This is a genomic window from Larkinella insperata, assembly GCF_026248825.1.
GTDB classification, from domain to species: Bacteria; Bacteroidota; Bacteroidia; order Cytophagales; family Spirosomataceae; genus Larkinella; species Larkinella insperata.
The window spans coordinates 4,262,676-4,286,521 of sequence record NZ_CP110973.1 but is presented as its reverse complement, the minus strand read 5'-3'; the positions used below and the strand labels follow the sequence as shown (position 1 = coordinate 4,286,521).

The window sequence follows — 23,846 nt, the reverse complement described above, 5'->3', positions numbered from 1 at the left end:
CGTCGGACTCAGCTTACGCCTTTTTGAATTCGATCGTCATCGTATATTTATCAGCTTTCCCGTCCCCATCCATGTCGTCTTCCTGCAGCACGCTCCACTTCATTGTGTTGCCGGAAGTTTCCAGATCGTAGGTCTGAGCACCATCGCTATCTGTGATCGTCAGCTTATTACCGTTAACCGACCATTTCGCATTATTTTCAGCCGGGTTAAGATCATCCATATCGTCTGATTTGCAGTTCGGAGAAGGAGTACCGGTAATGGTTCCGTTGTTGTTAAACGTTATTTTGGTATCGGTCAGGCAGGCAATTGCATCAGCATCACCGTACTCCGACAAAAAATCCAGCAGGTCCGTAACGACCTGTCCGTTACCCATATCCATACCTGGATTAACTTTCATGCCCGAAATTTTCCAGCTTCCGCTCACGGCCGAAGGCTTTACATCCGGCTCGCCATTGCCATCCTTGTCTTTGCTACAGCTGGCAAAAAACAGCGGCAAGGCCAATAACATCACCAGGGTCCAGCCATAACGGAAATTCACACGGTTCAAGAGTACTGTTGTCTTTTTCATTGTTGTTTTAAGTTGAATTGTTAAAAATTTGGATTGTGATTCAAAATTGGGCAAAATCGCTTCTTTCAGCCAGTACCTTTCTTATGAAATGCGTATCTTTATGCTTAAACAGTAACATCCGCCGTATGAAATGTTACACTGGCTAACGGTGCCGTTCGTTCCGGCCGGACGGGCAGACCAGCGGTAAGACGTTCGGTTCTGACTTTACGGTACTACTACCGTCTGTACGGGAAAACAAATGCCCCATACTTAAAAAATAATCTTCTGTGTAACTCTGTAAAACCGTGTTCTTCCGGTATTTAATTTTGACCCATCGCGTCATCTCAAAATCAGGAGCCGCCAGGCGGTTACACTCTATTTAATTCTATGCTGGTAACAACTACCTCCAACATCGAAGGCAAACGAATTGCGAAGTACCTGGGCCTTGCCAACGGCGAAGCCATCATCGGTTCCAACCTCATCAAAGACTTCTTTGCTACCGTGCGCGATGTCGTGGGCGGCCGTTCAGCGGCTTACGAACAGGCCCTGCGTGAAGCAAAAAGCATTGCCATGAAAGAAATGATTGAGCAGGCTCAGCGGCTGGGCGCCAATGCCGTTATCGGCGTCGATCTGGATTACCAAACGATTGGAAACAACGGCGGTCTGCTCATGGTCAGCGCCAACGGGACGGCGGTGGTGGTCGACTAACCGTTGGTAGGGCGGGAAGCCCTAACTGGACGCTTCCCGCGCTCCGTTGCTTATTTTCTTCCGAGCGGGATCACGTACCCGACCGAGACGGTAGAAATCTGCTGGCTGATGTATCCAGCCGGTTGTGGATCGGCGTTAGTTCCCAGGCTGTAGGTATACCGCCCTTCGACCGTCAGTCGGCCCGGTCCGACGGGAAATGCCACGCCCAGTCCACCGGTTGCGCCGTACTCCAAGCGGGCGTCATCTTTGGTTAGCTTCTGGGTGTCTTCAGCCACCGTTTCACCGTTAACCACTAGCTTGGCACGTGCATCAAGGCCGTAAGCCGCGTACGGACCGGCATTGACGAAAACCCGAACCTTCCGACCGAAAGACAATTTCAGTAAAAGCGGAACTTCAATAGCGCTGGTTGATAAGATCAGGGAAGCTTTCTGACCTTCTGCTTCTCCGGTAGTTTTTACCGACCGGCGGGTATATAAAATCTCCGGCTGAATCGAGAAGACATTACCAAGGCCGTAGTTGATCACCAAACCGCCCGTGAAACCGGGTGCCAGGACCTGCTCACCATTACTACCCATATCTTCTGACACAAATTCGTTAAGCCAGGCATTGGCCCCACCCCGAATACCGACCGACAGGCCCTTGCCGGAGTAGGTGTTTTCCGTTTTGACCCTGGCGGGTTGTTCCGGTTTCACCTTTGCCACTTTTTCAGCCTTGGGTGCTTTGGTTTTTTCCGGTTTTTCCGCTTTGGATTTTTTCGACCGTTTGCCGGTTTCCTTCTCGACGGCTTCAACCGGCGTCGTTTCTACCGCAGTTTGCTGAGCTAGCACGGGTTCCGTTTCGGCGGCTGCCGGGGCCGAAGCGACGGCCGTTGTGGCGGCTTTTGGCGCAGTGGCTACGGCCGGTTTCGCAACCGGTTTTTTGGCGGTCGTTTTAGGCTTGTAGGCGGTGGTCGTTTTTTTCGGTGCGGTAGCTGCCGGTTTCTTTTGTGCCGTAGCGGCTGACTGCGGTTTAGCGGCCGGGGCCGTGGTTTTGGGCTTCGTTGTCTGAGCCTCCGCCAACAGGCCGACTGCGACCAGACAAACGGTCAACAAGGATGATTTCATGAATAAGTAAGTAGAGTGTATTTGTTGTGTTACTGTTGGCACAAAAGTATAGCGCTGGGCAAGGCTGGAGTAGAGAAAAACTACGCGATTTTCAATTTGCGTAGTTTCCCTGTAGCATTTCACGACACAAAAAAAGGCAACCCTCGGTGAGGGTTGCCTTTTTTTAGTGATGAGTTGGCTGACGCACTAACGTATCGCTTCCATAACTCTTCACTCATAACTCATCATTCTTACCTCTTTAAAACCGGTCTTCGTCGTCATCGTCGTCGTCTTCCCCGAACGAACTGCCGGGGCTGAACATGCTGCCCAGAAGGTCTTTGAACTGTTGACCGGTATCCAGGGATTTCTTGCCAACCAGCGAGTGTTCGGCCAGACCGTGCAGCGCAAACTCCATCATGAAAAGCTTTTCCTGACGACTCAGGCGCGAATGCAGCGAATCGACCAGATCATCCAGCCCATCAATGGCCCGCAGGCGGTTTTCGTAGTCGCGGGTCGGCATCTCATTTAGGAAATCCATGATGTTGCCGTCGCCAAACCAGTCGGTTATTTTCTTATAGGGATTGCCGCCTTTCTGTTTTTTGGCTTTTTCCGGATTGGGAAAATAATTCAGGAACTGCGTCCGAATGGCTTTCCCGATCAGGTTCTGGGCCACAATGACCGGCCCTTCCACTTCGCCTTCGTACACCAGTTCAACTTTGCCGCAGATGGCCGGAACCACCCCGTACAGGTCGGTAATCCGGACGTACGTTTCTTTTTCAGCGTTGAGCAGCGCCCGGCGTTCGGCCGCCGACAGCAGGTTCTCGTAAGCCGCAATGGTCAAGCGGGCCGACACCCCGCTTTTGGCGTCAACATACTCGCTCTCACGAGCTTCCATTGCAACCTGCTCGATCAGATCGGTAATCAGGTCGTTGGTTTTGACCATTCCTTTCTGTTCGGTTTTAACAATGGCTTCCTGCAACGTAATCTTCTTGCCAATTTCCAGCGACTTCGGATAGTGCGTCACGATCTGGCTATCAATCCGGTCTTTGAGGGGCGTTACGATGCTGCCCCGGTTGGTGTAATCTTCGGGGTTAGCGGTAAACACAAACTGAATGTCGAGTGGCAACCGCAGTTTGAAACCGCGAATCTGGATATCGCCTTCCTGCAAAATATTGAACAGCGACACCTGAATCCGGGCCTGCAAATCCGGCAATTCGTTGATGACGAAAATGCCGCGGTGTGAGCGCGGAATCAGACCGAAATGGATGGTGCGTTCGTCCGAATACGGTAGTTTCAGCGTTGCGGCCTTGATTGGATCGACATCGCCGATGAGGTCGGCCACCGAAACGTCCGGGGTTGCCAGTTTTTCAGTATACCGATCGTTGCGGTGCAGCCAGGCAATCGGAGCTTCGTCGCCTTTCTCGGCCAGCACGTCGTGCGCATACCGGGAAAGCGGCTGAAGCGGATCGTCGTTGAGTTCCGACCCTTCCAGCACCGGGATGTATTCGTCCAGCAGATTGATCATCAGCCGCGCAATCCGGGTTTTGGCCTGACCGCGCAATCCGAGCAGGTTGATGTGGTGCATCGACAGAATGGCCCGTTCGACCTCCGGAATAACGGTATCTTCGTACCCCCAGATGCCCGGGAAGACCACTTCTTTCTCCTTAATTTTTTCAATTAAGTTGTCGCGAAGTTCCTGTTTGATGGATTTTGATTTGTAACCAGTGGCTTTTAGCTCGCCGAGGGTTTTTATTTTTAATAACTCTTTACTCTTCAAAGATGAATAGCTCATGAATTCGTTGTGTAACGTCGAAATAGTGGCTTTTATGAATTAACGGGGTTTGGCCGGAATTAGTTTTTGTTAGTCAACAACTAAGATGTTAATAATTAAGCGAAACAATTCGTTTGTTTAACCATTGAGTAAATGCATCCCGGTCTAATAGACCAGCCGCTAAATCCAAAATTATTCGTTCTTGCTCATCCACATCAGCCTCCACTTCATATCCGTTGAGCAACAAAAAGAATTCCATAGCGGCCTGCCCAATTCGCTTGTTTCCATCCACAAAAGGATGATTCAATACCAATGAGAAACAGATGGCCGATGCTTTTTCTCCAATCGTCGGGTAGAGGTCTTTACTGGCAAAGGTCATTCGGGGTTGAGCCACAGCCGCACCCAGTCCGCCCTGATCACGAATGCCTGCACTCCCGCCAGATTGTTGAATGATAAGCTTATGTAGTGAAATAATATCTTCAACATCTGGGTAATTCATCGTTCGTTAAGCCAGACGTCGATACAATTCGGCATTTTTATCGATGATGTAATGCATTAAACGTGCCTTACGTTGCTCTTCCGTCTCCAACAAACCATGAACTGTTTTTTGAATCAATTCATCCACCGACTCGTAACCGAGCGACAGCGCTTTTTGCTCTAACCGAGTCATATCCGCTTCTTCCAAAGAAATTTGAATGGTTGCCATCGTTGCAGTTATTTAATGTTCTTGCGTCGGTTGCGCTGAAAGTCCTCAAACATCATGTTTCCCAGGCCCTGCAAACTGCTGTAGTAGGCCCGGCCGTTGTTGACTTTCGTGAATTCGTGCACAAACTGCTTCAGGTAGGGGTCTGAGGCAATCATGAAGGTTGTAATCGGAATGTCGAGCCGGCGGCATTGGGCGGCCAGGGTCAGCGTTTTCGAAACGATCTTGCGATCCAGCCCAAAACTGTTTTTGTAATACCGGATGCCTTCCTTCAGGCAGGTCGGCTTTCCGTCGGTGATCATGAAGATCTGTTTGTTCTTGTTTTTGCGCCGTCGCAGCAAATCCATCGCCAGTTCAAGCCCGGCCACGGTGTTGGTGTGATACGGCCCCACTTCCAGGTACGGCAAATCTTTTACCTGAATCTGCCAGGCGTCGTTGCCGAACACAATGATGTCGAGGGTGTCTTTGGGATACTTCTGTTTGACGAGTTCCACCAGCGCCATGCCCACTTTTTTGGCGGGCGTAATCCGGTCTTCGCCGTAAAGAATCATCGAGTGGCTGACGTCGATCATCAGCACGGTCGAGGTCTGCGTTTTCTGTTCTTTCTCGACCACCTCCAGGTCGCGCTCCATCAACCGAAATTCTTCTACTCCGCTGTTGATCTGGGCGTTACGGATGGATTCGGTCATGGAAATCTGTTCAAGCGTATCGCCAAACTGAAAATCGCGCAGGTCACTGCTCAGTTCATCGCCCACGCCCGTATACGGCGTGTGGTGGTTGCCGCCCGACTTGGAACGTTTCAGTTTGCCGAAAATTTCTTCCAGCGCCGACCGCCGGATGGACTGCTCGCTTTTGGCCGTCATCGCGAGCGTACCTTCTTCGTTCTGCTCGGTCAGGTAGCCTTTTTCTTTCATTTCCTCAACGAAATTGCCAATCCCGTATTGATCGTCGGTCAGGCCGTAGCGTCGGTCGAGGTCGTTCAGGTACGCCAGTGCCTGCTCCACATTTCCCGACGTCATCAGCAGCAATTGCTGGAAAATGTTGAGTAGCTGGTCAAATTTACTGCCTTCTTTTTTTTCAGGCGGAATATAATCAGAGAATTGGAAGCCTTTCATGAATACGGTCGTTAGTCAGCAGTCGTTGATGAGACAACAGTGTGTTACGCGGATTTGTTCGCTTAGTGAAAGTACGAACTTTCCGGCATTTTTGCCACACCGGCCGGTTAAGGCTACTCACCGCCCCGTAAAATGACAATCCGACCGTCCTAAACGACCGCGCAGCCATTTGATCTGGCCGCTGGCGGGCTTTGGTTTTGATTTCTTTTCAGCACACAAGCTGCTTTTTCCCTATATTTGCGCTCCTTTTCTTCATCACCATTCGAAAGCCGGATTGTCGGTCGGTTGACCCACAATCAATCATTTTATAATTTCCCACTGTATGAACGTCCTCAAATTTGGCGGAACGTCGGTAAAGTCCGCTGAAAACATTAAAAAGGTCATTTCCATCATCCTAAACCACCGCCAGAACGGCGATGTACTCGGTGCGGTTGTTTTATCTGCAATGAGTGGCGTTACCAATCAGTTGATTGAAATTGGCCGGATGGCTGCCACCAACAATCCGGATTATCTGGAACTGATTCGGGGCATTGAGGAGCGGCATTTCAACGTCATTAAAAGCCTGATTCCGATCAAGGAGCAGAGCAAGGTATTTGCTACGGTTCGCGGGACGGTCAACGAACTGGAAGATCTGTTGCGGGGCGTTTCGCTGATCCGCGAATTGTCCGACCGGACGCTGGACCTGGTGATGAGCTTCGGCGAGCGGCTGTCCTGCCTGGTCATCAGCGAATGCCTGAAAAGTAAAGGCGTTCCGGCCCGGTTTTGCGACGCCCGCCAGCTGATCCGCACCGACGCGCAGTTCAGCATGGCGGAAGTGGAAGAGACCGCAACCAATCAGCAAATCAAGGATTATTTCTCCACCATCGGGGCTGATCTGCCCATTGTTACCGGCTTCATCGGTTCGACGGCTCAGAACGAAACCACGACGCTCGGCCGGGGCGGCTCCGACTACACGGCTTCCATCCTGGGCGCGGCCCTGAATGCCGACTTCATCGACATCTGGACCGACGTGGACGGGATGATGACCGCCGACCCGCGCAAGGTGCCGAACGCGTTCAACATCCCGACCATCACGTACGCCGAAGCGATGGAGCTGAGCCACTTCGGCGCTAAAGTGATTTACCCGCCCACGCTGCAACCGGCTTTTGCCAAAAACATTCCGATCCGGATTCTGAATACATTCAACGCCAGCCACGAGGGAACGGTCATTAGCCGCACCGCCGACCGGCGCGATTTCACCATCACGGGGATTTCGTCGATCGACGACATTGTGCTGGTCAACATCCAGGGCAGCGGGATGATCGGAGTGGCTGGGGTGTCGGCCAAGCTGTTCAGCACGCTGGCGCATTACAAAATCAGCGTCATTCTGATCTCGCAGGCGTCGTCGGAGCACTCCATCTGTTTCGCCATCGAACCGCGCAACGCCGACCGCGTCCGTGAAATTCTGGAAGCCGAGTTTGCGACCGAAATCCTGCACGGCCACATCGACAACATCAGCATCGAACGCGACCTGTCGATCATTGCCACGGTGGGTGAGGGCATGAAAAAAAGCTCCGGGATTGCCGGAAAACTCTTTTCGGTATTGGGTAAAAACGGGGTCAACATCATTGCCATCGCGCAGGGTTCTTCGGAAATCAACATTTCGGTGGTGATCAACAAGAACAACCTCTCGAAGGCGCTCAACGCGATGCACAACGTCTTTTTCCAGTCCGAAGCCCGGATTCTGAACCTCTACCTGGTGGGCGCGGGCCTGATTGGCCGGACGCTGCTGCAACAGATTCAGGCGCAGTACGAATACCTGCGGACCGAAAAGTCGCTGCGGATTTGTCTGGTTGGGGTTTCGAACACCAAAAAGATGCTGCTCGATCCGAAGGGCATCGACCTGACCAACTGGCAGGAGCGCCTTTCCAGCGAGGGCGTCACTACGTCTTTACCCGCTTTTGTGGACAAGCTGAAAGACTACAACCTGCCCAACAGCGTTTTCATCGACTGCACCGCTGACAAGGACATCCCGTTGTTTTACGAACCCCTGTTGAACGCCAACGTGTCGATCGTGACGCCGAACAAGGTGGCCAACTCCGGTCCGTACGCCGACTACAAGCGCCTGCAACGGGCAACGGTCCGGCGGGGTGTCAAGTTTTTGTACGAAACCAACGTCGGCGCGGGGCTGCCCATCATCAATACCCTGCAGGGCCTGATGACCTCCGGCGACCGGTTTCTGAAAATCGAAGCCATCCTGTCGGGTACGCTGTCGTACATTTTCAACACCTTCAGACCCGGCGTTTCGTTTGCCGAGGTGGTGCGGGAAGCCAAAGCGAAAGGCTTTACCGAACCCGATCCGCGCGAAGACCTGAGCGGTATGGATGTGGCCCGGAAAATCCTGATTCTGGCCCGCGAAGCCGGTTTTGAACTTGAGCCGTCGGATGTGACCATCAACAACCTGCTGCCCGAAAGCTGCATCGCAGCGCCCAGCATCCCGGCCTTTTTCGAGGAACTGGAACGCAACAACGCTTTCTTCGAAAACCTGCTCCAGGAAGCTGAAAACCGTAACGAAAAACTGCGGTATGTGGCAACTTTCGAAAACGGCAAAGTGACGATTGAACTGCGGTCGGTCGGGTTCGAGCACCCGTTTTATTCCCTGTCGGGCGCCGATAACATCATCTCGTTTACGACCGAACGGTATAAAGAACGGCCCCTGGTTATCAAAGGCCCCGGCGCGGGTGCTGAAGTAACGGCCACGGGGGTGTTTGCCGACGTGGTTAGCATTGGTAGTTACCTGGCGTGAACCAAATCGCCAGACGAATTTGTATCTTAGATAAAAGAGCGTTATTGCAACTGGCAATAATTTAAAGCCGTGGATTCTATAAAAGTATTTGCCCCCGCCACCGTGGCCAACGTTGCCTGCGGTTTTGACATCTTTGGTTTTGCCGTCGATAATCCCGGTGACGAAATTATTATCCGCAAGAGCAGCCAGCCGGGCGTCCGGATCAAAGCCATCGTGGGCGACGAAGGCCGTTTGCCCAAGCAAACCGAGCGGAATACTGCCGGAATTGCCATTCAAACGTACCTGAAACACATCGAATCCGACCAGGGACTGGACGTCATTCTGCACAAAAAAATGCCGTTGGGCAGCGGCCTGGGTTCCAGTGCCGCCAGCGCCGTGGCCGGGGTGTTCGCCATCAACGAGTTACTGGGCCGTCCGCTCAAGCAAATCGATCTGCTTCCGTTTGCGATGGAAGGTGAGCGGCTGGCCTGCGGCTCGGCCCACGCCGACAACGTAGCGCCTTCCCTGATGGGTGGTTTCGTGGTGGTTCGCAGCTACACCCCCCTCGACATTATTACCATCAATACCCCCGCGCAGCTCTACGCGACCATTGTTCACCCGGAAATTGAGGTCAACACCAAAGACGCGCGCCATATCCTGAAAAATGAGGTGTCGATGAAAAACACCATCATTCAGATGGGCAACGTGGCGGGCCTGATTGCGGGACTGATGAAACCCGACTACGACCTGATTGGCCGCTCGATGGTTGATGTGATCATTGAGCCGATCCGCTCCATTCTTATCCCCGAATTCAACGAAGTTAAACACGCGGCCCTCGATGCGGGTGCCCTCGGGTGCAGCATTTCCGGCTCCGGTCCTTCCATGTTTGCCCTCAGCCGCGACCAGGACACGGCCCAACGGGTTGGCGTCAGCATGCAGGCGGCTTTCCAGACCGTTGGTATCGGCAGCGAAGTGTACGTATCCGGCATCAACCAGGAAGGTCCCCGAATCATTGGGTAAACCAAAAACTGGAACTATATTTGCTTATACAAATAACGAGTTTTCTGGTTGTTTGCGTAAGCATAGCCATTCCGGTTTTATCGACGCGGATACGCATCGGTGTTGACTCGGCTAGTAGCCGACGGATTAGAAGAAGCTATACTTCCCAGCGCCCGAAATGCTCAATTGAACTGTGTCTATTCAATGAGCCATGATAAGAGCGCTACTTCTCTTTTTTCTCTGTCCGCCTTTTGCCTTTGGTCAGCCCGTCGTTGAAACCCGGCCAACGCAATTTTTTGCGGAATTGGGCGGCTTTTACGCTCCCGGCCAACCAACTCCCTTCTGGATGCGTACCAACCAGTACGGCATTATTCCCAGTACGCTGCCCTGCGCCAGTTTGCGGGCGGGTGTCCAGCAGGATTACCGGTTTTATCCGCTGTCGGATACGCCCACGACCAAACGACGCGATCGGTTTGGCATTGGATACGGTTTTGAATTGATCTCTAACTTTGATGCTCAAGCAAAAATGTCAGTATTGCTGCCGGAAGCGTATGTAAAGGTTCGGGCCGGTGTTTTTGACATTACGGCCGGGCGTCGGCGCGAAATTGTGGGACTGATCGATTCCACCCTCAGTTCCGGTTCGTATAGCTGGTCGGGTAACGCGCTTCCCATGCCCAAAGTGCAGATCAGCCTGGCCGATTACACGCCCATCGGTTTCACAAAGGGGCTGCTGGCCTTCCGGGGCACATTTGCTCACGGCTGGTTTGGCAATCACAACCGCAAAGTCACTCATTCGTACCTGCACCAGAAATCGCTCTATGCGCGGCTAGGAAAACCCAACTGGCCCGTTAAGTTTTACGCCGGATTCAACCACCAGGCGCAGTGGGGCGGCCTAACGGATGAACTGCCCGAGTCGCTGGCGAAAAATGGCCGGCTTCCCTCCCGGTTTCAGGATTATCTGTTTGTGCTGACCGGCAATAGCCTGGGCCGGTTGATTGAACTGGATACCGCCCGTTACAGCCGTTTTGACCGCGAAAACCGGATCGGCAACCACCTGGGAAGCATTGATATAGGAGTAGAATATAGCTCAAAAGCCGTTTCGCTTCTGCTGTACCACCAGAGCGTTTACGAAGACGGCTCGTTGTATTACCTGACCAACATTGAAGACGGCCTGACGGGTTTGCGGTTCCGCAATCTGAACGCGGCTCCGTCGGGCCTGCGGATCACCGGGGCCGTCGTTGAATTTCTGTACACCAAAAGCCAGGGCGGAAGTGTATTCGACGATCACAACAAACTCCGGGGGCGCGACAATTATTTCAACCACGCCCAGTACCGCGATGGCTGGTCGTATTTCGGCCGGACCATCGGCACCCCGTTCATCACCCCCGTCACCGACACCAGGCCCGAACTGTCGCAGTACGGTTTTTTCAGCAACAACCGGGTACGGGCCTACCACGCCGGTATTCAGGGAAAGTTTGCGACCAACTGCGGTTTCCAGTTCAAGTTTTCCTACAGCCAGAACTACGGCACCTATGAGGCCCCGTTTTCGGAAACCATCCGGCAATTTTCGTCCTACATGATGCTTGAACTGCCCCTCACGCAGCGCGGCTTACGAGTTAACTTTTCCGCAGCCGCCGACCAGGGTGACCTGTTCCGGTACAGCAACGCCGTGTACGCCGGAATCCGCAAAACGTGGGATTACCATAAATACCGGATTGGCAAATAGCAGCTGCGATACGGTTTTTGGCGTGAAAACCGTATCGCGGTATTAGTCTTCCGGGAAGGGGATAAAAATAAATCCGGCAAAATCGCCGTCAATGACGAACAGACAGCAGAATTCGTCGGGGTTCTTATAATTTTCCCTGAACAACTCCACCGACTCCTGGCCCACCAACCGGCGCTGCACAAACTCGTCCAGCAACGAGGCCCGGTACGTCCAGGTATTTCCGGCCAGCTCGTTCGGGCCCAGCAACAACTGACCAATTTCCGTGGCCCGGCGGGAAGCGATAAAAATGGGATTTTCCGAAAAACCGCGCTTCCGTATCTGGTACGAAGCCTCGCGCAGCGTATCGGCCACTTTGATAAAATCCGACGAAACCGCGCTCATCAGCTTCCGGTTGATTTCGGGCGAATTCGCGTCGTCGAGAAGGGTATTTTCGTTGCTATGATGAATCATTTTATTGACAGTTTACAAGACACGCATTTCCGGCTCTAGGCGTCGGAAAACCGACTCCCTGCCTAGAAAACAATAAACCGTTCAACTAAATTCGCGCGGCCAGCAAGAGACTCAGGTCCTTGTAGCGCATGTTAAATTTCTTGGCGATATAAGCGTTGGTCAACAGCCCGTTATGGCTGTAAACTCCCTTCATAAACCAGCGGTTGGCAAACATCATCTCCTCAATCCCCCCGAGGGTCCCTGTTTTCAACAAAAACGGCAGGAAAATGTTGCTCAGGGCCAGACTAGCCGTGTGGGCTACCCGCGACGGGATGTTCGGAACGCAGTAATGAATGACATCGTTGAGCTTGTAAGTGGGCTCTTTGTGGGTTGTCATCCGGGAGGTTTCAAAATTGCCGCCCTGGTCGATTGAAACATCGATGAGCACCGCGTCGAGTTTCATGTGCGACACCATTTCCTGCGTCACCACCACCGGACTCAGCCCGTCTTCGGCCCGCATGGCACCAATCACCACATCGGCCCGCTGGATGGCTTCCGATAGGGTATCCGTTTCGATAATCGACGTGTAAATATGCTGTCCGATGGCGTACTTCAGCCGTTGCAGCTTGTAAATATGCTTGTCGAACACCTTGATTTCGGCGCCCAGCCCCAGCGCCGTCCGGGCGGCATATTCGGCCACCGTGCCCGCGCCAAGAATGACCACTTTGGTGGGCGGAACGCCCGTAATACCGCCCAGAATTACGCCCCGGCCGTTGTTGGCGCTGCTCAGGTACTCCCCGGCAATAAGCATAACCGTGCTGCCCGCGATCTCGCTCATCGCCCGAATAACCGGCATTCCGCCGACCTTATCCTCGATGTATTCGTAACCAAGGGCGGTAATCTTTTTGCTGTTCAGCCGTTCGAAGTATTTCCGGTCGTGGTTGGGCAGGTTAACGGCCGAAATCAGCGTACTCCCGGCTTTGATGTACTCAAATTCCTGTTCCACCAGGGGCTCAACCTTCAGAATCAGGTTTGCGTTGTAGACTTCCTTGGCCGACGGAGCAATCAACGCTCCCGCTTCGCTGTAGTCATTGTCCGAAAACTTGGCCCCTATGCCAGCCCCTTTTTCGACCAGTACTTCGTGGCCGTTTCGCACCAGAATGGCGACGGCTTCGGGGGTGAGCGCAATCCGGTTTTCCTGCAGGGAAACCTCTTTGGGCAACCCGATCATCAGGCTACCTTGTTGCTTCTTAACAGCAGCAGGAGCTTCCTGCGGATAAAGTGCCGTTTGCTTCGCTAATTCTTCAAACCCAGTCACTTATAAACGGGATTTATGGATTACGAACTCTGAAAGACAATTTTTTCAAACGCGGTTCAGCCGCCCCAACATCTTGAATGATTCGTCTCTCTTAATTCGTACTTTGTGTGTCTATTTAGTTTCTAATACTCGTTCTTCATTTTCTACCCGGAGCTGAATGGTCCAGGCATCGGGCGGCAACAGGCCAGCGATTCGCTCCGGCCACTCAATCAGGCAGCGTTCTCCCGAATCAATGTACTCTTCCAGACCGCTGTCGAGGGCTTCCTCCTCGTCCCGAAGCCGGTAACAGTCAAAGTGATAAATGGGCTCACCGGTCTGGGTAACATACTCATTTACAATCGAAAAAGTGGGGCTCTGAACGGTGTTGACTACCCCCAGCCGCCGGCAGACCGCTTTGATCAGCGTGGTCTTGCCCGCCCCCATTTCGCCTTCGAACAGCCAGACGGAATGCGAGCGTCCGGCGTCGATCAATTGCCCGGCGACGGTCTCTAATTCATCAATTCTCTGAAAGCGTAATGTCATTCCGTACCATAATTCACTTCCAAAGATAACATTTTTCTTCGTCTCCGACAGATTATGCCCCATTGTTGACCTTCTGGGCAAAATTAGCCATCTTCGGCCCGCAACTTTGTTTCCTCTATCCCATGTCTCGTACCATTCAGGTTGGAATAATTGGTTTCGGACTGTCGGGCCGGTATTTCCACGCGCCTTTTCTGACGGTTAACCCCCATTTTAAAATTGTGAAAGTGGTTGAGCGGCACCGCAACGAAGCCGAAGCGTTTGACCCAACGATCCAAACCGTGCGCAGCCACGAAGACTTACTGGCCGACCCGGATATCGATCTCGTCATTGTTAGTTCGCCCAACGACACCCATTTTTCGTACGCCAAAGCCGCCCTGGAAGCCGGAAAGCACGTTTTGATCGAAAAACCGTTTGCCAACACCTCGGCCCAGGCCCGCGAATTGCTGGAACTCGCCCGGCAGAAGGGGCTGGTGGCGATACCGTACCAGAACCGGCGCTACGACGCGGATTTTCTGACCATTCAACAACTCCTGCGGGAAGATCAACTGGGCGACATTGTGGAGTACGAATGCCGCTACGACCGGTTCCGGCCCGAGGTGGCCGCTAGCTGGAAAGAACAGGATGCCGAGGGCGGTGGCAACCTGTTTAACCTGGGATCGCACCTGATCGACCAGGCCGTTGCGTTGTTTGGGCTGCCGGAAGCGGTTTCGGGCGATGTCCGGGTCATTCGGAAAGGCGGTGTGCTGGACGATTATTTTGATGTTCGGCTGTTTTACCCCGATAAGCGCGTGATTCTGAAATCGTCGATGCTGACCATCGACAGCAGCCTGCGCTACATCATCCACGGCACGAAAGGCTCGTTTATCAAACACGGCCTGGACATCCAGGAAGAAACCCAGCGCAAAAATATTTTGCCCAGTACGCCGGACTGGGGCGCCGAACCCGAAAGCCAGTACGGTACGCTCACTACTCCCGAAGGCCGTTTTACCTTCCCGAGCCAGCCGGGCAACTACCACCATTTTTACGATAACCTCTACCAGGCCATCGTCGGCGAAAAACCGCAGGAAGTGACTCCTGAGCAGGCCATTGCCGTCATCCGGATTATTGAACTGGCCAACGAAAGCAGCCAGACCCAAAAAGTACTGGAGTTTTGATAGTGACAAAAGAGTAAAGACAAGGGAAGAAAGACCGCTTTTCGTCTGTTCTCTCTTGTCTTTACTCTTTTGTCTTTCTTCTCACTTCCCACCCATCAATAGCCCGGATTCTGGACCAGCGTGGGCGTACCGTTTTTCTGGCTGTTCAGGATTTCCTGCAACGGAATGGGGAAATACTCGTGCTTGCCTTTGATGAATTTCACCCCGTTCAGGTAAGGACGTTTTTTAGCCTCGTCCACATAATACGCATTCAGCACCTGATCGGCAATGCCCCAGCGCACCAGGTCGAACCGGCGGTGGCCTTCCATCCCGAATTCCAGTCGCTCTTCAAACTGCACGGCTTTCCGGGCCACGGCCTGGTCGGTCCAGGGGGCGGTGTATTCGCTAATGACGTAATTGGCCGCCGGTTTGCCGTCCGGTGTTTTGACAAAACCGTCCGGATTGGCCGCCCGCCGACGGATCTGGTTGACGTACTCCCGGGCTTTTTCCAGACTGCCCCCCTCCACTTCCGCTTCGGCCAGCCACAACAAAACGTGCGAATACCGAATCATCCGGTAGTTGTTGGCGTTCAGACGCGGGTTGCTGACAAACGTGTTCGTGCCGACATCAGAGCGGTACATCACGTGTTTTTTGGGAGAATACGGCCCGCCGTAGGCCTGATCACGGATGTAAAGCTTGCCCGGATGGATGCCCCAATCCAGAAAGGGAATGCCCCGGCGTCCCACGGTATGATCCAGTCGAGGGTCCAGCGTTCCGTCGTAGGGCGTAAAAGCCGCCGTGGACTCAATGCCCTGGTCGTTCTTGATATCCGCATTGTTGAACGTATCGAGCAGCGGTAACCCGTTGGCGTCGGTTTTGAACGCGTTGACCAGGTTTTGCGAAGGCTGGAAAAAACCACAGCAGGTCGTTACGCCCCCACCACCGTAGGGGTAGTTGAGGGTAGCCCCGATGTTACCGTTTTCCCCGCCGGAGGCTCCATCGTTTACCGAGTGCTCAATTTCAAAAATTGATTCGGCGTTGTTGTTGGTAACGGCCCGGAAGTTGTCGTGGTACAGCGGCATCAAGCGGTACTGCCCACTGGCGACAATTGCTTCGAGCAGTGTCTTAGCTTCGGTGTATTTTTTCTGGAATAGATACGCTTTCGCTAACGTAGCCGCGGCCGCCCATTTGGTAACGCGCCCTTTCTGGGTTTGCGTAGCCGGTAACACCTCGTAAGCCGCCTGTAAGTCAGCGTTGATCTTGGGCCATATGTCTTCGGTGTTCGGGACTTTGGTGCTCTCCAGATCGTTCGGATTGTAAATCGTTTCGTCAATGTAGGGCACCTTATTGTACATCTTTTTGAGTTCAGAATGGTAGTGCCCCCGCAGAAACCGCGCTTCGGCGACGATCTGCTTGCTTTCCGCATCCGTCAGGTCTTTGGCCATTGCCAGGTTTTGCAGCACGTCGTTGGTGCGGGCAATACCATCGTACATGCCCCGCCACTTGCCCCGGAAGTAAATGTTATCCGACTGAATGTTGCCCTGCTCGATGAGCGAAATGGGCGGCTGGTCGCCGGCAATGGTTCCTTTGTAGGCATCGTCGGAAGCCACACTGCCAAATACCCAGTTGTCGCCCGATGACTGGTACGAGCGGTAGGCGCCCTCAGCCGTGGCCCAGCCATCGAGCAGCGAGTACGCACCGATCAGCAGGGCGTTGATACCGGCTTTATTTTGCAAAGCCGTATTGGAAAGAGCCGCTTTGGGCTGTACTTCCAGAAATTTGTCTGAGCACGAACTCCCCACCATGCAGCAGACGACAAACAGAAACAAGGTTATTTTTCTCATGATTTTTCGTCTCTTGATTGGTTAAAAACTCAGGTTCAGGCCCAGTATCAGGGATTTGGCGATGGGATACGCACCACCGTCCACCCCGATCTGGCGATCATTACCGGCCGCGTAGTTCCGCAGGTTGATTTCGGGGTCCATGCCCGAATAGTTGGTAATGGTCACCAGATTCTGTCCCTGCACGTACACCGACGCCTGACCCATGCCCAGTTTCGACAACAATTTGGCGGGCAGCGAATAGGTCAGCTGAATGTTTTTGAAACGGAAGTAAGAACCGCTTTCCAGGTAGTAGGTCGAGGGCAGAATGCTCACCTGATCGCTCGACCGGAGCTGGGGCAGAATGGCGTCGGTTTTACCCGGCCGCCAGGAGTCGTACAGCATCCGGGTGCTGCGGTTACCCGCAAACGTCGGGAAATCCGTCCAGTACTTCACGTAATTGAAAATGTCGTTTCCCTGTACGCCCTGCCCAAAAACCGTCAGACCAAAATTCTTGTAATTCAGGTTTACGTTCACCCCGTAGTTGAAGTTGGGGTGCGGGTTGCCGATGATGCTCAGATCGCCCGAATTTACCACACCGTCGCCGTTGACATCCCGGAATTTAAACCGTCCGGCCTTGTTTTCAACGCCCGCATTGCCAAACTGCACGGGATGGTTGGCCGCTTCTTCATCCGACTGGAAAATACCGTCGATGGTGTAGCCGAAGAAGGACGAAATCGGGTAGCCCTGCTGCGTGACCACAAAATTCTGAATCCGTTCGTCGTTGATGCCGAAATACTGGGTTCTCGGATCGCCGGTGGTTCGGATGACTTCATTGCGGTACGTGCCCAGGTTCAAACCAACATTATACGTCAGACCGCCGGCCAGTTTGCCGTTGTAGTTCAGCATCAGGTCGATCCCCCGGTTGCGCATTTCTCCAATGTTCTGAAACGGCGCCGTTGCCACCCCCTGTGTCAGCGGAATCTGCACCGGAAATAGCATGTCGGAGGTCGTGCGGGTGTACCAGTCGAAACCGACGTTTAGCTTGTTTTTCAGCAGGGTAGCATCCAGACCAATGTTGGTGCTGGTGGTGGTTTCCCACTTGGCGTTGGCGTTTCCGAACTGCGTCAGCTCGTAGCCCGGCACGGCCGACGTGCGGGTACCGTTGATGTCGTAAAACGACGTAATGGGGTTGGTACTGAACTGGGTATACGGGTTGTAATTCCCGATTTCCTGGTTACCGGTTTGCCCCCAGCCAATCCGGATTTTAGCGTCGTCGATCCACGTCAGCGACTTCATGAACGCTTCCTGCGACAGCCGCCAGCCCGCGCTCACTGCCGGGAAGTAAGCCACCCGGAAATCCCGCGCAAACCGGGATGAACGGTCGCGCCGGATCGTCACGTCGAGGAGGTATTTATCGTCAAGGGCGTAGTTGGCCCGGGCAAACTCCGATGCCAGCCGCCAGTTGGAGGCCCCGCCGTTGTTGGTCTGTATGCCCGTTCCGGCGCTCAGATACCGGTTATCGAGGTCATCAATGGCGAAATTAGTCCGGGTGGCGTCAAAGAATTCGTAGTAATTCTTGATGGCTTCCGTTCCCACAATCAGGTTCAGCCGGTGGCGCTCCCCAAACGCCCGGTTGTAGGTCAACGTGTTGTACCACGTCCAGGTCCACTCGTAGTTGTTGCTCGTCTGCAGGCTGTTGGAACCCCTCGACTCGGGCGATTCAATGTCGCGCAGCGTGTAGTTTTTGAAGTTAAAAAGGTTGTAGTCGATCCCGAAACTGGTGCGGGCCGTCAGGTTTTTCAGAATGTCCACCTCGGCGTAGGCGTTGCCAAACAGCCGGACTTCCTTCTGAATGTTATCCTTATTTCGCCACAGGTCGGCCACCGGGTTCCGGGCGTTGTCCAAGTCGCCCCCGCGGGCCCCGGCGTAATAACCCGTTACGTCGAACACCGGAATAATCGGTTGAATCCGGTACGCAAACGAAATCGGGTTGCTTTCGTTGCTGTTGCCGTTTGGCTGGCCGATCCGCTCGCCATACGCTACCTGAAAGTTCTGCCCCACCCGGACTCGTTTGGTGACCGTAAATTCGGTATTGGCCCGCAGTGAATACCGTTTGTAGCCCGTGTACTTCATGATTCCCTGCTGGTTGAAGTAGTTCAGCGACATGGCATACCGCCCGGTTTCGGTTCCGCCCGACACGCCAAGCTGGTGATTCTGAATCGGTGCCGGATCGAAAATTTCGTCAAACCAGTTGGTGCCTTCCTTGTTGGCTTTGGTAATCAGCCACTTCGTTTTGTTGAAGTCGGCGGCATCAATGTTGTTGGAGTAATTAATGTACTTCCCGCTGGCATCCTGCGCCACCCGCGGATCGTTCGCCGAAGCCGCGCTGGGGAAAATATAGTCCGGAATAACAGGCTCCGGACCGTTGCCAAACTGCGAATGCAACGGGTTGCCGTTGGCCGCCACCGCCCCGGAGTTTCGCCGGGACTCCCAGACCAGCTGCGCGTATTCGTTGGTGTTCAGCATGTTGAGGAACTTGCCGGGCCGTTGCGTGCCATAGTATACGTCGTACGAAAACCGGGGCTTACCGATCTTTCCTTTTTTGGTGGTAATGATCACGACTCCATTGCCGGCCCGCGATCCGTAAATCGAAGCCGCCGACGCATCCTTCAGGACCTGAAGCGACTCGATATCGTTTAGATTCAGCGTGTTGAGATTACCTTTGGTGGGCGTTCCGTCGATCACGTACAGCGGAGAGTTGTCGTTGATCGTGCCAAACCCGCGAATCCGGACCATGACGCCCCCGCCCGGTGAATTTTCGTTTCCGACCTGTACGCCCGCTACGCGCCCCTGCAAGGCCTGACCGACGTTGGTGGCCGGAACCGACAGTAACTGCTTGGTATCCACGGTCGCAACGGCCCCGGTTATGTCTTTTTTCGACTGCGCGCCGTAGCCCGTCACCACCACTTCGGAAAGGGTTTTAATGTCGGTTTGGAGGGTAATAGTAATTTCGGAACGGTTTCCGATGGTGACTTCCTGCCCGGCAAAACCGATGGCCGAGATGGTCAGTACGTCACGTCCGGTGGGGACATTCAGGGTGAATCGTCCGTTGGCATCGGTAGAAGCCCCGATGGTGGTTCCTTTGACAACGACGTTGGCGCCGGGAAGCGGATTATTGTCGCTGCCGTCCGTGATGAGGCCGTTAACCTTCCGATCCTGCGCCCAGGCAGCAATTGTGAGGAACCACGCCAAAGCCACCACTGCGCAGACGCGCAGCGGCCGAGGGTAATTGTGTTGCATAATAGAGATGGTAATTGGTTAGTAAAAAGGATACTTCCTGTTGTACTGTAGGCCGTGAAAGCTTACGAAAATAAAGTTTTTTCCAGCAAAAATTCAAGTAATAACCAAGCGGAATTTTAACAACTTTTCAATCTTTGAAGAAGGGATATAAAAAAACCGGGACATGGCCCCGGTCGTTGTTCTTGGAATGATGCAGCGATAGGATTTTAACAACCTATTGCAAGTTCAAATCGGTCATGACAGACTGCACTTTTTGTTTCAGCTTGTCGTAAACCGCGTCGAAATCTTCTTTGCTGGCCAGTGGTTCGTTGACGCTGACGTAAAACTTGATTTTCGGTTCGGTACCGGACGGGCGGGCGGAAACCTTGCTGCCGTCGGCGGTGAAGAACTGCAAGACGTTTGAGGCTTCGATCCCCATCTTGCCCGCTTCGATGGCGGTTTTCTCTCCGGTTTTCAGGTCGGTCCGTTCCAGGGCTTTGTAGTCGTCCACCCGGATCACTTCCGAACCCGCGATTTGCTTCGGCGGATTGGCCCGGAAGTCGGCCATCATCTGCTGAATTTCTTCGGCCCCGGATTTACCTTTTTTGGTCAGCGAGATCAGCCCTTCGTAGTAGAACCCGAATTTCTGGTACATCTCCATCAGCAAATCAAACAGGCTCAGCCCTTTGTCTTTGGCGTAGGCCGTCAGCTCGGCAATCATGGCGCAGGAAGCAATGGCGTCTTTGTCGCGGACGAAATCGCCGATCAGGTACCCGTAGCTTTCTTCGCCCCCGCCGATAAACTGCTGCTGGCCTTCCAGTTCGCGAATGATCTGCGCGATGTATTTAAAACCGGTCAGCGTGTTGTAGCACGACACCCCGTACTGCTCGCACATCTTGTCGATGAGGTCGGTGGTCACGATGGTTTTGGCCACAAACTCCTTGCCCGTCAGTTTGCCGGCGTCCTGCCAGGCCTGCAACAGGTAGTAGATGATCAGACTGGCCATCTGGTTACCGTTCAGCAGTTCAAATTCGCCGTGGTGGTTGCGGGCGCCCGACCCCACGCGGTCGGCGTCGGGGTCCGTTGCCATGATCAAGTCGGCGTTCAGCGCTTCGGCTTTTTCGAGGGCCAGCCGCATGGCATCCCGCTCCTCGGGGTTGGGCGATTTGACGGTCGGAAAATTACCGTCGGGTTTGGCCTGCTCCTCTACGATGTTCACGTTGGTGAAACCGAGCGCTTCCAGCACGCGCGGAACCAGGGTAATGCCGGTGCCGTGGATGGGCGTATAAACAATGTTGAGGTCTTTCTGGCGCGCAATCACGTCCGGATTGATCGAGTTCGACTTGATCCGCTCAACGTACACGCTGTCAATTTCCTCGTCGATCAGGTGGATTTTCTCGGGCACGCCCTCAAATTTCACTTCGTCGATGGAGGTAATTTTATTGACTTCGGTGATGATGTTTTTGTCGTGGGGCGCCACCACCTGACCGCCATCGCTCCAGTAAGCCTTGTAGCCGTTGTATTCCGGCGGGTTGTGAGAAGCCGTTACGACAATACCGCTCTGGCAGCCCAGCTGGCGGATGGCAAAGGACAGTTCGGGCGTCGGGCGCAGCGAACTGAACAGATAAACTTCAATACCGTTGGCCGAGAAAATATCGGCCACAATCCGGGCAAACTCCGGGCTCATCCGGCGGCTGTCGTGCGCGATGGCTACTTTAATTTGTTGTTCCGGGAAAGCGGCATTCAGGTAGTTGGCCAGCCCCTGCGTAGCTGCGCCAACGGTGTAGCGGTTCATGCGGTTGGAACCCACGCCAATGACCCCGCGCAGACCACCCGTACCAAATTCCAAACTTCTATAGAAAGAATCCGTCAATTCTGTTGTTTCACCGTTGTCCAGTAATTTCTGGATTTCGGCTTTTGTCTCAGCGTCGTAATTGCCGTTGAGCCATTGGTCGATGGTAGCTTGCGTTGCAGAATCAAATGCAGTTGTCATATGGAATAGAAGTTAGAATCGGCTGCCAATTTACAGTTCTTAATGAAGGAGTCAAATCCTTTTGGTAAAAGCTTTTCGGGCCGCAAATTGTTGGAAACGGGGTCAAAGAATCAAAACCGGAAGCCAAAATACGCCGTCGCCGATCCAGCGGTAGCGTTCGTTGGTCAAAAACGACTTCGGGTAGCGCTGAATGGCGTACAAAACCGCGCTCATCAATCCTTCAATGATGGCGGCCCGCTGCGCAAACCGGTCTTCGGCCAGAAAAAAGATAACCAGCGCCAAAACCGTCACAACCACCGTAAAGGTCCGCAGCACCACGTCGCTCCGCTCGAAGCCCCAGAGGGTGGCCAGCGAAAACGAGTTGTCTGGAAATTCCTGCGCTTCCATGACCGAAAACAGCAGCAGGTTTTGAAAAACAACAATCAAAAACAGAATCCCCAGCCCGATTTCCGACCAGCCGATGGTTGGTTTCTGCGCCCATGAACTGCCCCAGACCCCTACCGTATAAAGTAAGGTGACGGCGGGTTCTTTCCAGACCAGCTTTCGGTTCGACTCCGGCAGGCGCGAAACACCCCAGACGTAAGCTCCCGAAACCAGCGCCAGTACCGTTCCGAACCAGATTACGCTTCTGGGCAGCCAGAAGAGCAGGATGACGCAAACCACCACCAGCCCCAGCAGAACCCGAATTAGTACCCGGTTATGTTCGGCGTGAAACCGGTGGCGGGGGGTCAACGATGCGCTGGAAGTCAAGCCCTTGCGCACGTCGTACAGGCGGTCAGCGGTATAAATGATGAATACGCAGATTCCCAGCAAAACCGTGGTCGCCCAGTCCACGGGCCGACGCCCATCCGGCAGGCGGGCCACCATGACGTGCGAAAATACCGCACCCGCCACCACATCCAGACTGAGGTAGTGCGCGGTTTGTAAATACGCTTTCGTAGACTTCCAAAACTTCATAAAATGGCTTCTGTCCTATTTCTTCTCCATCAACGAACCAGAAGCTAAATCGTTAATCTGAATGATGGAAGAGTAGAAATTCCGTGCAAAGCTATCTTTTAGTGGGTAAAATCGACCTGGCAGACTCAAAAATTAGCCGTAATTTTAACGTATTCCGTGATCGGGTACGTACCCCGTTTGGACAGGCTGCCGGGAAGCCCGGGTTTGGCAGAGTCTAAATTTTGTGTTAATTTTTTGTTATTATGTGGCTGAAAAGTGCGCGATTCCTTAATGAGCAATTGAGCGATCAAACGAAAAAGAGCCCGAATTTTGCAAAAAAGTCTGTCTAATCCCGTAAATGACGTAGGACATTCAGGGTATGAACTCACGTTATAGCACCTGTTCCGACGAAGACATCCTGAGGTCGATTGGCGAAAGCAACGACGAGTTCGCCTTTGCGGAACTTTATTCCCGGTATTTCCGGCTCTTGTTCAACTATGCCTTCAGCAAGGTAAACGATCAGTTTGTTGCCCAGGAAATCATCCAGGAACTGTTTGTTACCCTCTGGCAGCAGCGCCACCGCAGCACCATCCAGTCTTGCCGGTCGTACCTGTTTGCCAGCGCCAAAAACCTGATTATTTCACACTACCGAAAAGAGTTTACCCGCCAGTATCACTACAACCAGTGGGAAATCCAGGCAAGCGATTCTAGCGCGCTGACCGACCAGCCGATTCTGACCGCGGATTTGCAGCACCGGTACGAACAGGGGCTGCACCGGTTGCCCCAGAAATGCAAGGAAGTGTTTGTCCTGAGCCGGCAAGGACATTCCAACCGGGAAATTGCCCTGCAACTGGCGATCTCCGAAAAGACGGTTGAACAGCACATCACCAAAGCCCTGCGCCTGCTGAAACAGTACCTGAAAGAACATTTCGTCTACGCCCTGCTCCTCGTTTCGCTTTTTTAAACTTTTTTTACAACCGGCTAAGGGTTGCCTTTCC

The 23,846-nt window shown here is 53.4% G+C and carries 19 protein-coding genes; 6 read left to right on the top strand and 13 right to left on the bottom strand.

What is annotated here, in order from left to right; genetic code table 11:
- Nucleotides 1-13 precede the first annotated feature (13 nt).
- Complete coding sequence (locus OQ371_RS17270; protein WP_265989429.1) at nt 14-568, bottom strand: lipocalin-like domain-containing protein; 555 nt, start codon at nt 566-568, stop codon at nt 14-16.
- A gap of 366 nt (nt 569-934) precedes the next feature.
- Between OQ371_RS17270 and OQ371_RS17265 the strand changes: the two genes are divergently transcribed.
- Nucleotides 935-1,255, top strand: a complete 321-nt coding sequence (locus tag OQ371_RS17265) for a heavy metal-binding domain-containing protein (protein WP_265989428.1) — start codon at nt 935-937, stop codon at nt 1,253-1,255.
- Between the two features lie 50 nt (nt 1,256-1,305).
- Here the strand turns inward: OQ371_RS17265 and OQ371_RS17260 are convergent, their stop codons facing one another.
- From OQ371_RS17260 to OQ371_RS17240, 5 genes are all read right to left on the bottom strand, one after another.
- Nucleotides 1,306-2,358, bottom strand: a complete 1,053-nt coding sequence (locus tag OQ371_RS17260; RefSeq protein WP_265989427.1) for a porin family protein — start codon at nt 2,356-2,358, stop codon at nt 1,306-1,308.
- A 238-nt stretch (nt 2,359-2,596) separates the two neighbouring features.
- The gene (locus OQ371_RS17255; protein ID WP_265989426.1) at nt 2,597-4,129 is read right to left on the bottom strand and encodes a sigma 54-interacting transcriptional regulator; all 1,533 of its coding nucleotides are present in this window, start codon (nt 4,127-4,129) and stop codon (nt 2,597-2,599) included.
- An 88-nt stretch (nt 4,130-4,217) separates the two neighbouring features.
- A complete protein-coding gene (locus OQ371_RS17250; RefSeq protein ID WP_265989425.1) occupies nt 4,218-4,607 on the bottom strand; it encodes a type II toxin-antitoxin system death-on-curing family toxin in 390 nt (129 codons plus the stop codon).
- A 6-nt stretch (nt 4,608-4,613) separates the two neighbouring features.
- The gene (locus OQ371_RS17245; RefSeq protein WP_265989424.1) at nt 4,614-4,814 is read right to left on the bottom strand and encodes a hypothetical protein; all 201 of its coding nucleotides are present in this window, start codon (nt 4,812-4,814) and stop codon (nt 4,614-4,616) included.
- 8 nt (nt 4,815-4,822) lie between these two features.
- Nucleotides 4,823-5,926, bottom strand: a complete 1,104-nt coding sequence (locus OQ371_RS17240; RefSeq protein ID WP_265989423.1) for a vWA domain-containing protein — start codon at nt 5,924-5,926, stop codon at nt 4,823-4,825.
- 322 nt (nt 5,927-6,248) lie between these two features.
- On the opposite strand from OQ371_RS17240, the gene thrA reads away from it, so the two are divergent.
- From thrA to OQ371_RS17225, 3 genes are all read left to right on the top strand, one after another.
- Nucleotides 6,249-8,711 (top strand): bifunctional aspartate kinase/homoserine dehydrogenase I, encoded by a 2,463-nt coding sequence (thrA, locus tag OQ371_RS17235; protein ID WP_265989422.1) that lies wholly within the window; start codon nt 6,249-6,251, stop codon nt 8,709-8,711.
- A gap of 69 nt (nt 8,712-8,780) precedes the next feature.
- The gene (locus OQ371_RS17230; RefSeq protein ID WP_265989421.1) at nt 8,781-9,710 is read left to right on the top strand and encodes a homoserine kinase; all 930 of its coding nucleotides are present in this window, start codon (nt 8,781-8,783) and stop codon (nt 9,708-9,710) included.
- Between the two features lie 190 nt (nt 9,711-9,900).
- Entirely contained in the window at nt 9,901-11,415 is a 1,515-nt protein-coding gene (locus OQ371_RS17225; RefSeq protein ID WP_265989420.1) for a capsule assembly Wzi family protein, read from the top strand.
- 42 nt (nt 11,416-11,457) lie between these two features.
- Here OQ371_RS17225 and OQ371_RS17220 read toward each other — a convergent pair whose 3' ends face one another.
- From OQ371_RS17220 to tsaE, 3 genes are all read right to left on the bottom strand, one after another.
- Nucleotides 11,458-11,865: a hypothetical protein gene (locus tag OQ371_RS17220; protein WP_265989419.1), complete on the bottom strand. Its 408-nt coding sequence runs from the start codon at nt 11,863-11,865 to the stop codon at nt 11,458-11,460.
- 85 nt (nt 11,866-11,950) lie between these two features.
- Nucleotides 11,951-13,162, bottom strand: a complete 1,212-nt coding sequence (locus tag OQ371_RS17215) for an alanine dehydrogenase (protein WP_265989418.1) — start codon at nt 13,160-13,162, stop codon at nt 11,951-11,953.
- Nucleotides 13,163-13,273: 111 nt separating this feature from the next.
- A complete protein-coding gene (gene tsaE, locus OQ371_RS17210) occupies nt 13,274-13,684 on the bottom strand; it encodes a tRNA (adenosine(37)-N6)-threonylcarbamoyltransferase complex ATPase subunit type 1 TsaE (RefSeq protein ID WP_265989417.1) in 411 nt (136 codons plus the stop codon).
- 122 nt (nt 13,685-13,806) lie between these two features.
- On the opposite strand from tsaE, the gene OQ371_RS17205 reads away from it, so the two are divergent.
- Nucleotides 13,807-14,838: an oxidoreductase gene (locus OQ371_RS17205; protein ID WP_265989416.1), complete on the top strand. Its 1,032-nt coding sequence runs from the start codon at nt 13,807-13,809 to the stop codon at nt 14,836-14,838.
- 95 nt (nt 14,839-14,933) lie between these two features.
- Here OQ371_RS17205 and OQ371_RS17200 read toward each other — a convergent pair whose 3' ends face one another.
- From OQ371_RS17200 to OQ371_RS17185, 4 genes are all read right to left on the bottom strand, one after another.
- Complete coding sequence (locus OQ371_RS17200; RefSeq protein WP_265989415.1) at nt 14,934-16,661, bottom strand: RagB/SusD family nutrient uptake outer membrane protein; 1,728 nt, start codon at nt 16,659-16,661, stop codon at nt 14,934-14,936.
- 21 nt (nt 16,662-16,682) lie between these two features.
- A complete protein-coding gene (locus tag OQ371_RS17195) occupies nt 16,683-19,940 on the bottom strand; it encodes a SusC/RagA family TonB-linked outer membrane protein (RefSeq protein ID WP_265989414.1) in 3,258 nt (1,085 codons plus the stop codon).
- A 214-nt stretch (nt 19,941-20,154) separates the two neighbouring features.
- Complete coding sequence (locus OQ371_RS17190; RefSeq protein WP_265989413.1) at nt 20,155-21,912, bottom strand: phospho-sugar mutase; 1,758 nt, start codon at nt 21,910-21,912, stop codon at nt 20,155-20,157.
- 102 nt (nt 21,913-22,014) lie between these two features.
- The gene (locus OQ371_RS17185) at nt 22,015-22,869 is read right to left on the bottom strand and encodes a hypothetical protein (protein ID WP_265989412.1); all 855 of its coding nucleotides are present in this window, start codon (nt 22,867-22,869) and stop codon (nt 22,015-22,017) included.
- Between the two features lie 358 nt (nt 22,870-23,227).
- On the opposite strand from OQ371_RS17185, the gene OQ371_RS17180 reads away from it, so the two are divergent.
- Nucleotides 23,228-23,812, top strand: coding sequence for an RNA polymerase sigma factor (locus OQ371_RS17180; protein ID WP_265989411.1), 585 nt, complete (start codon nt 23,228-23,230; stop codon nt 23,810-23,812).
- Nucleotides 23,813-23,846 lie beyond the last annotated feature (34 nt).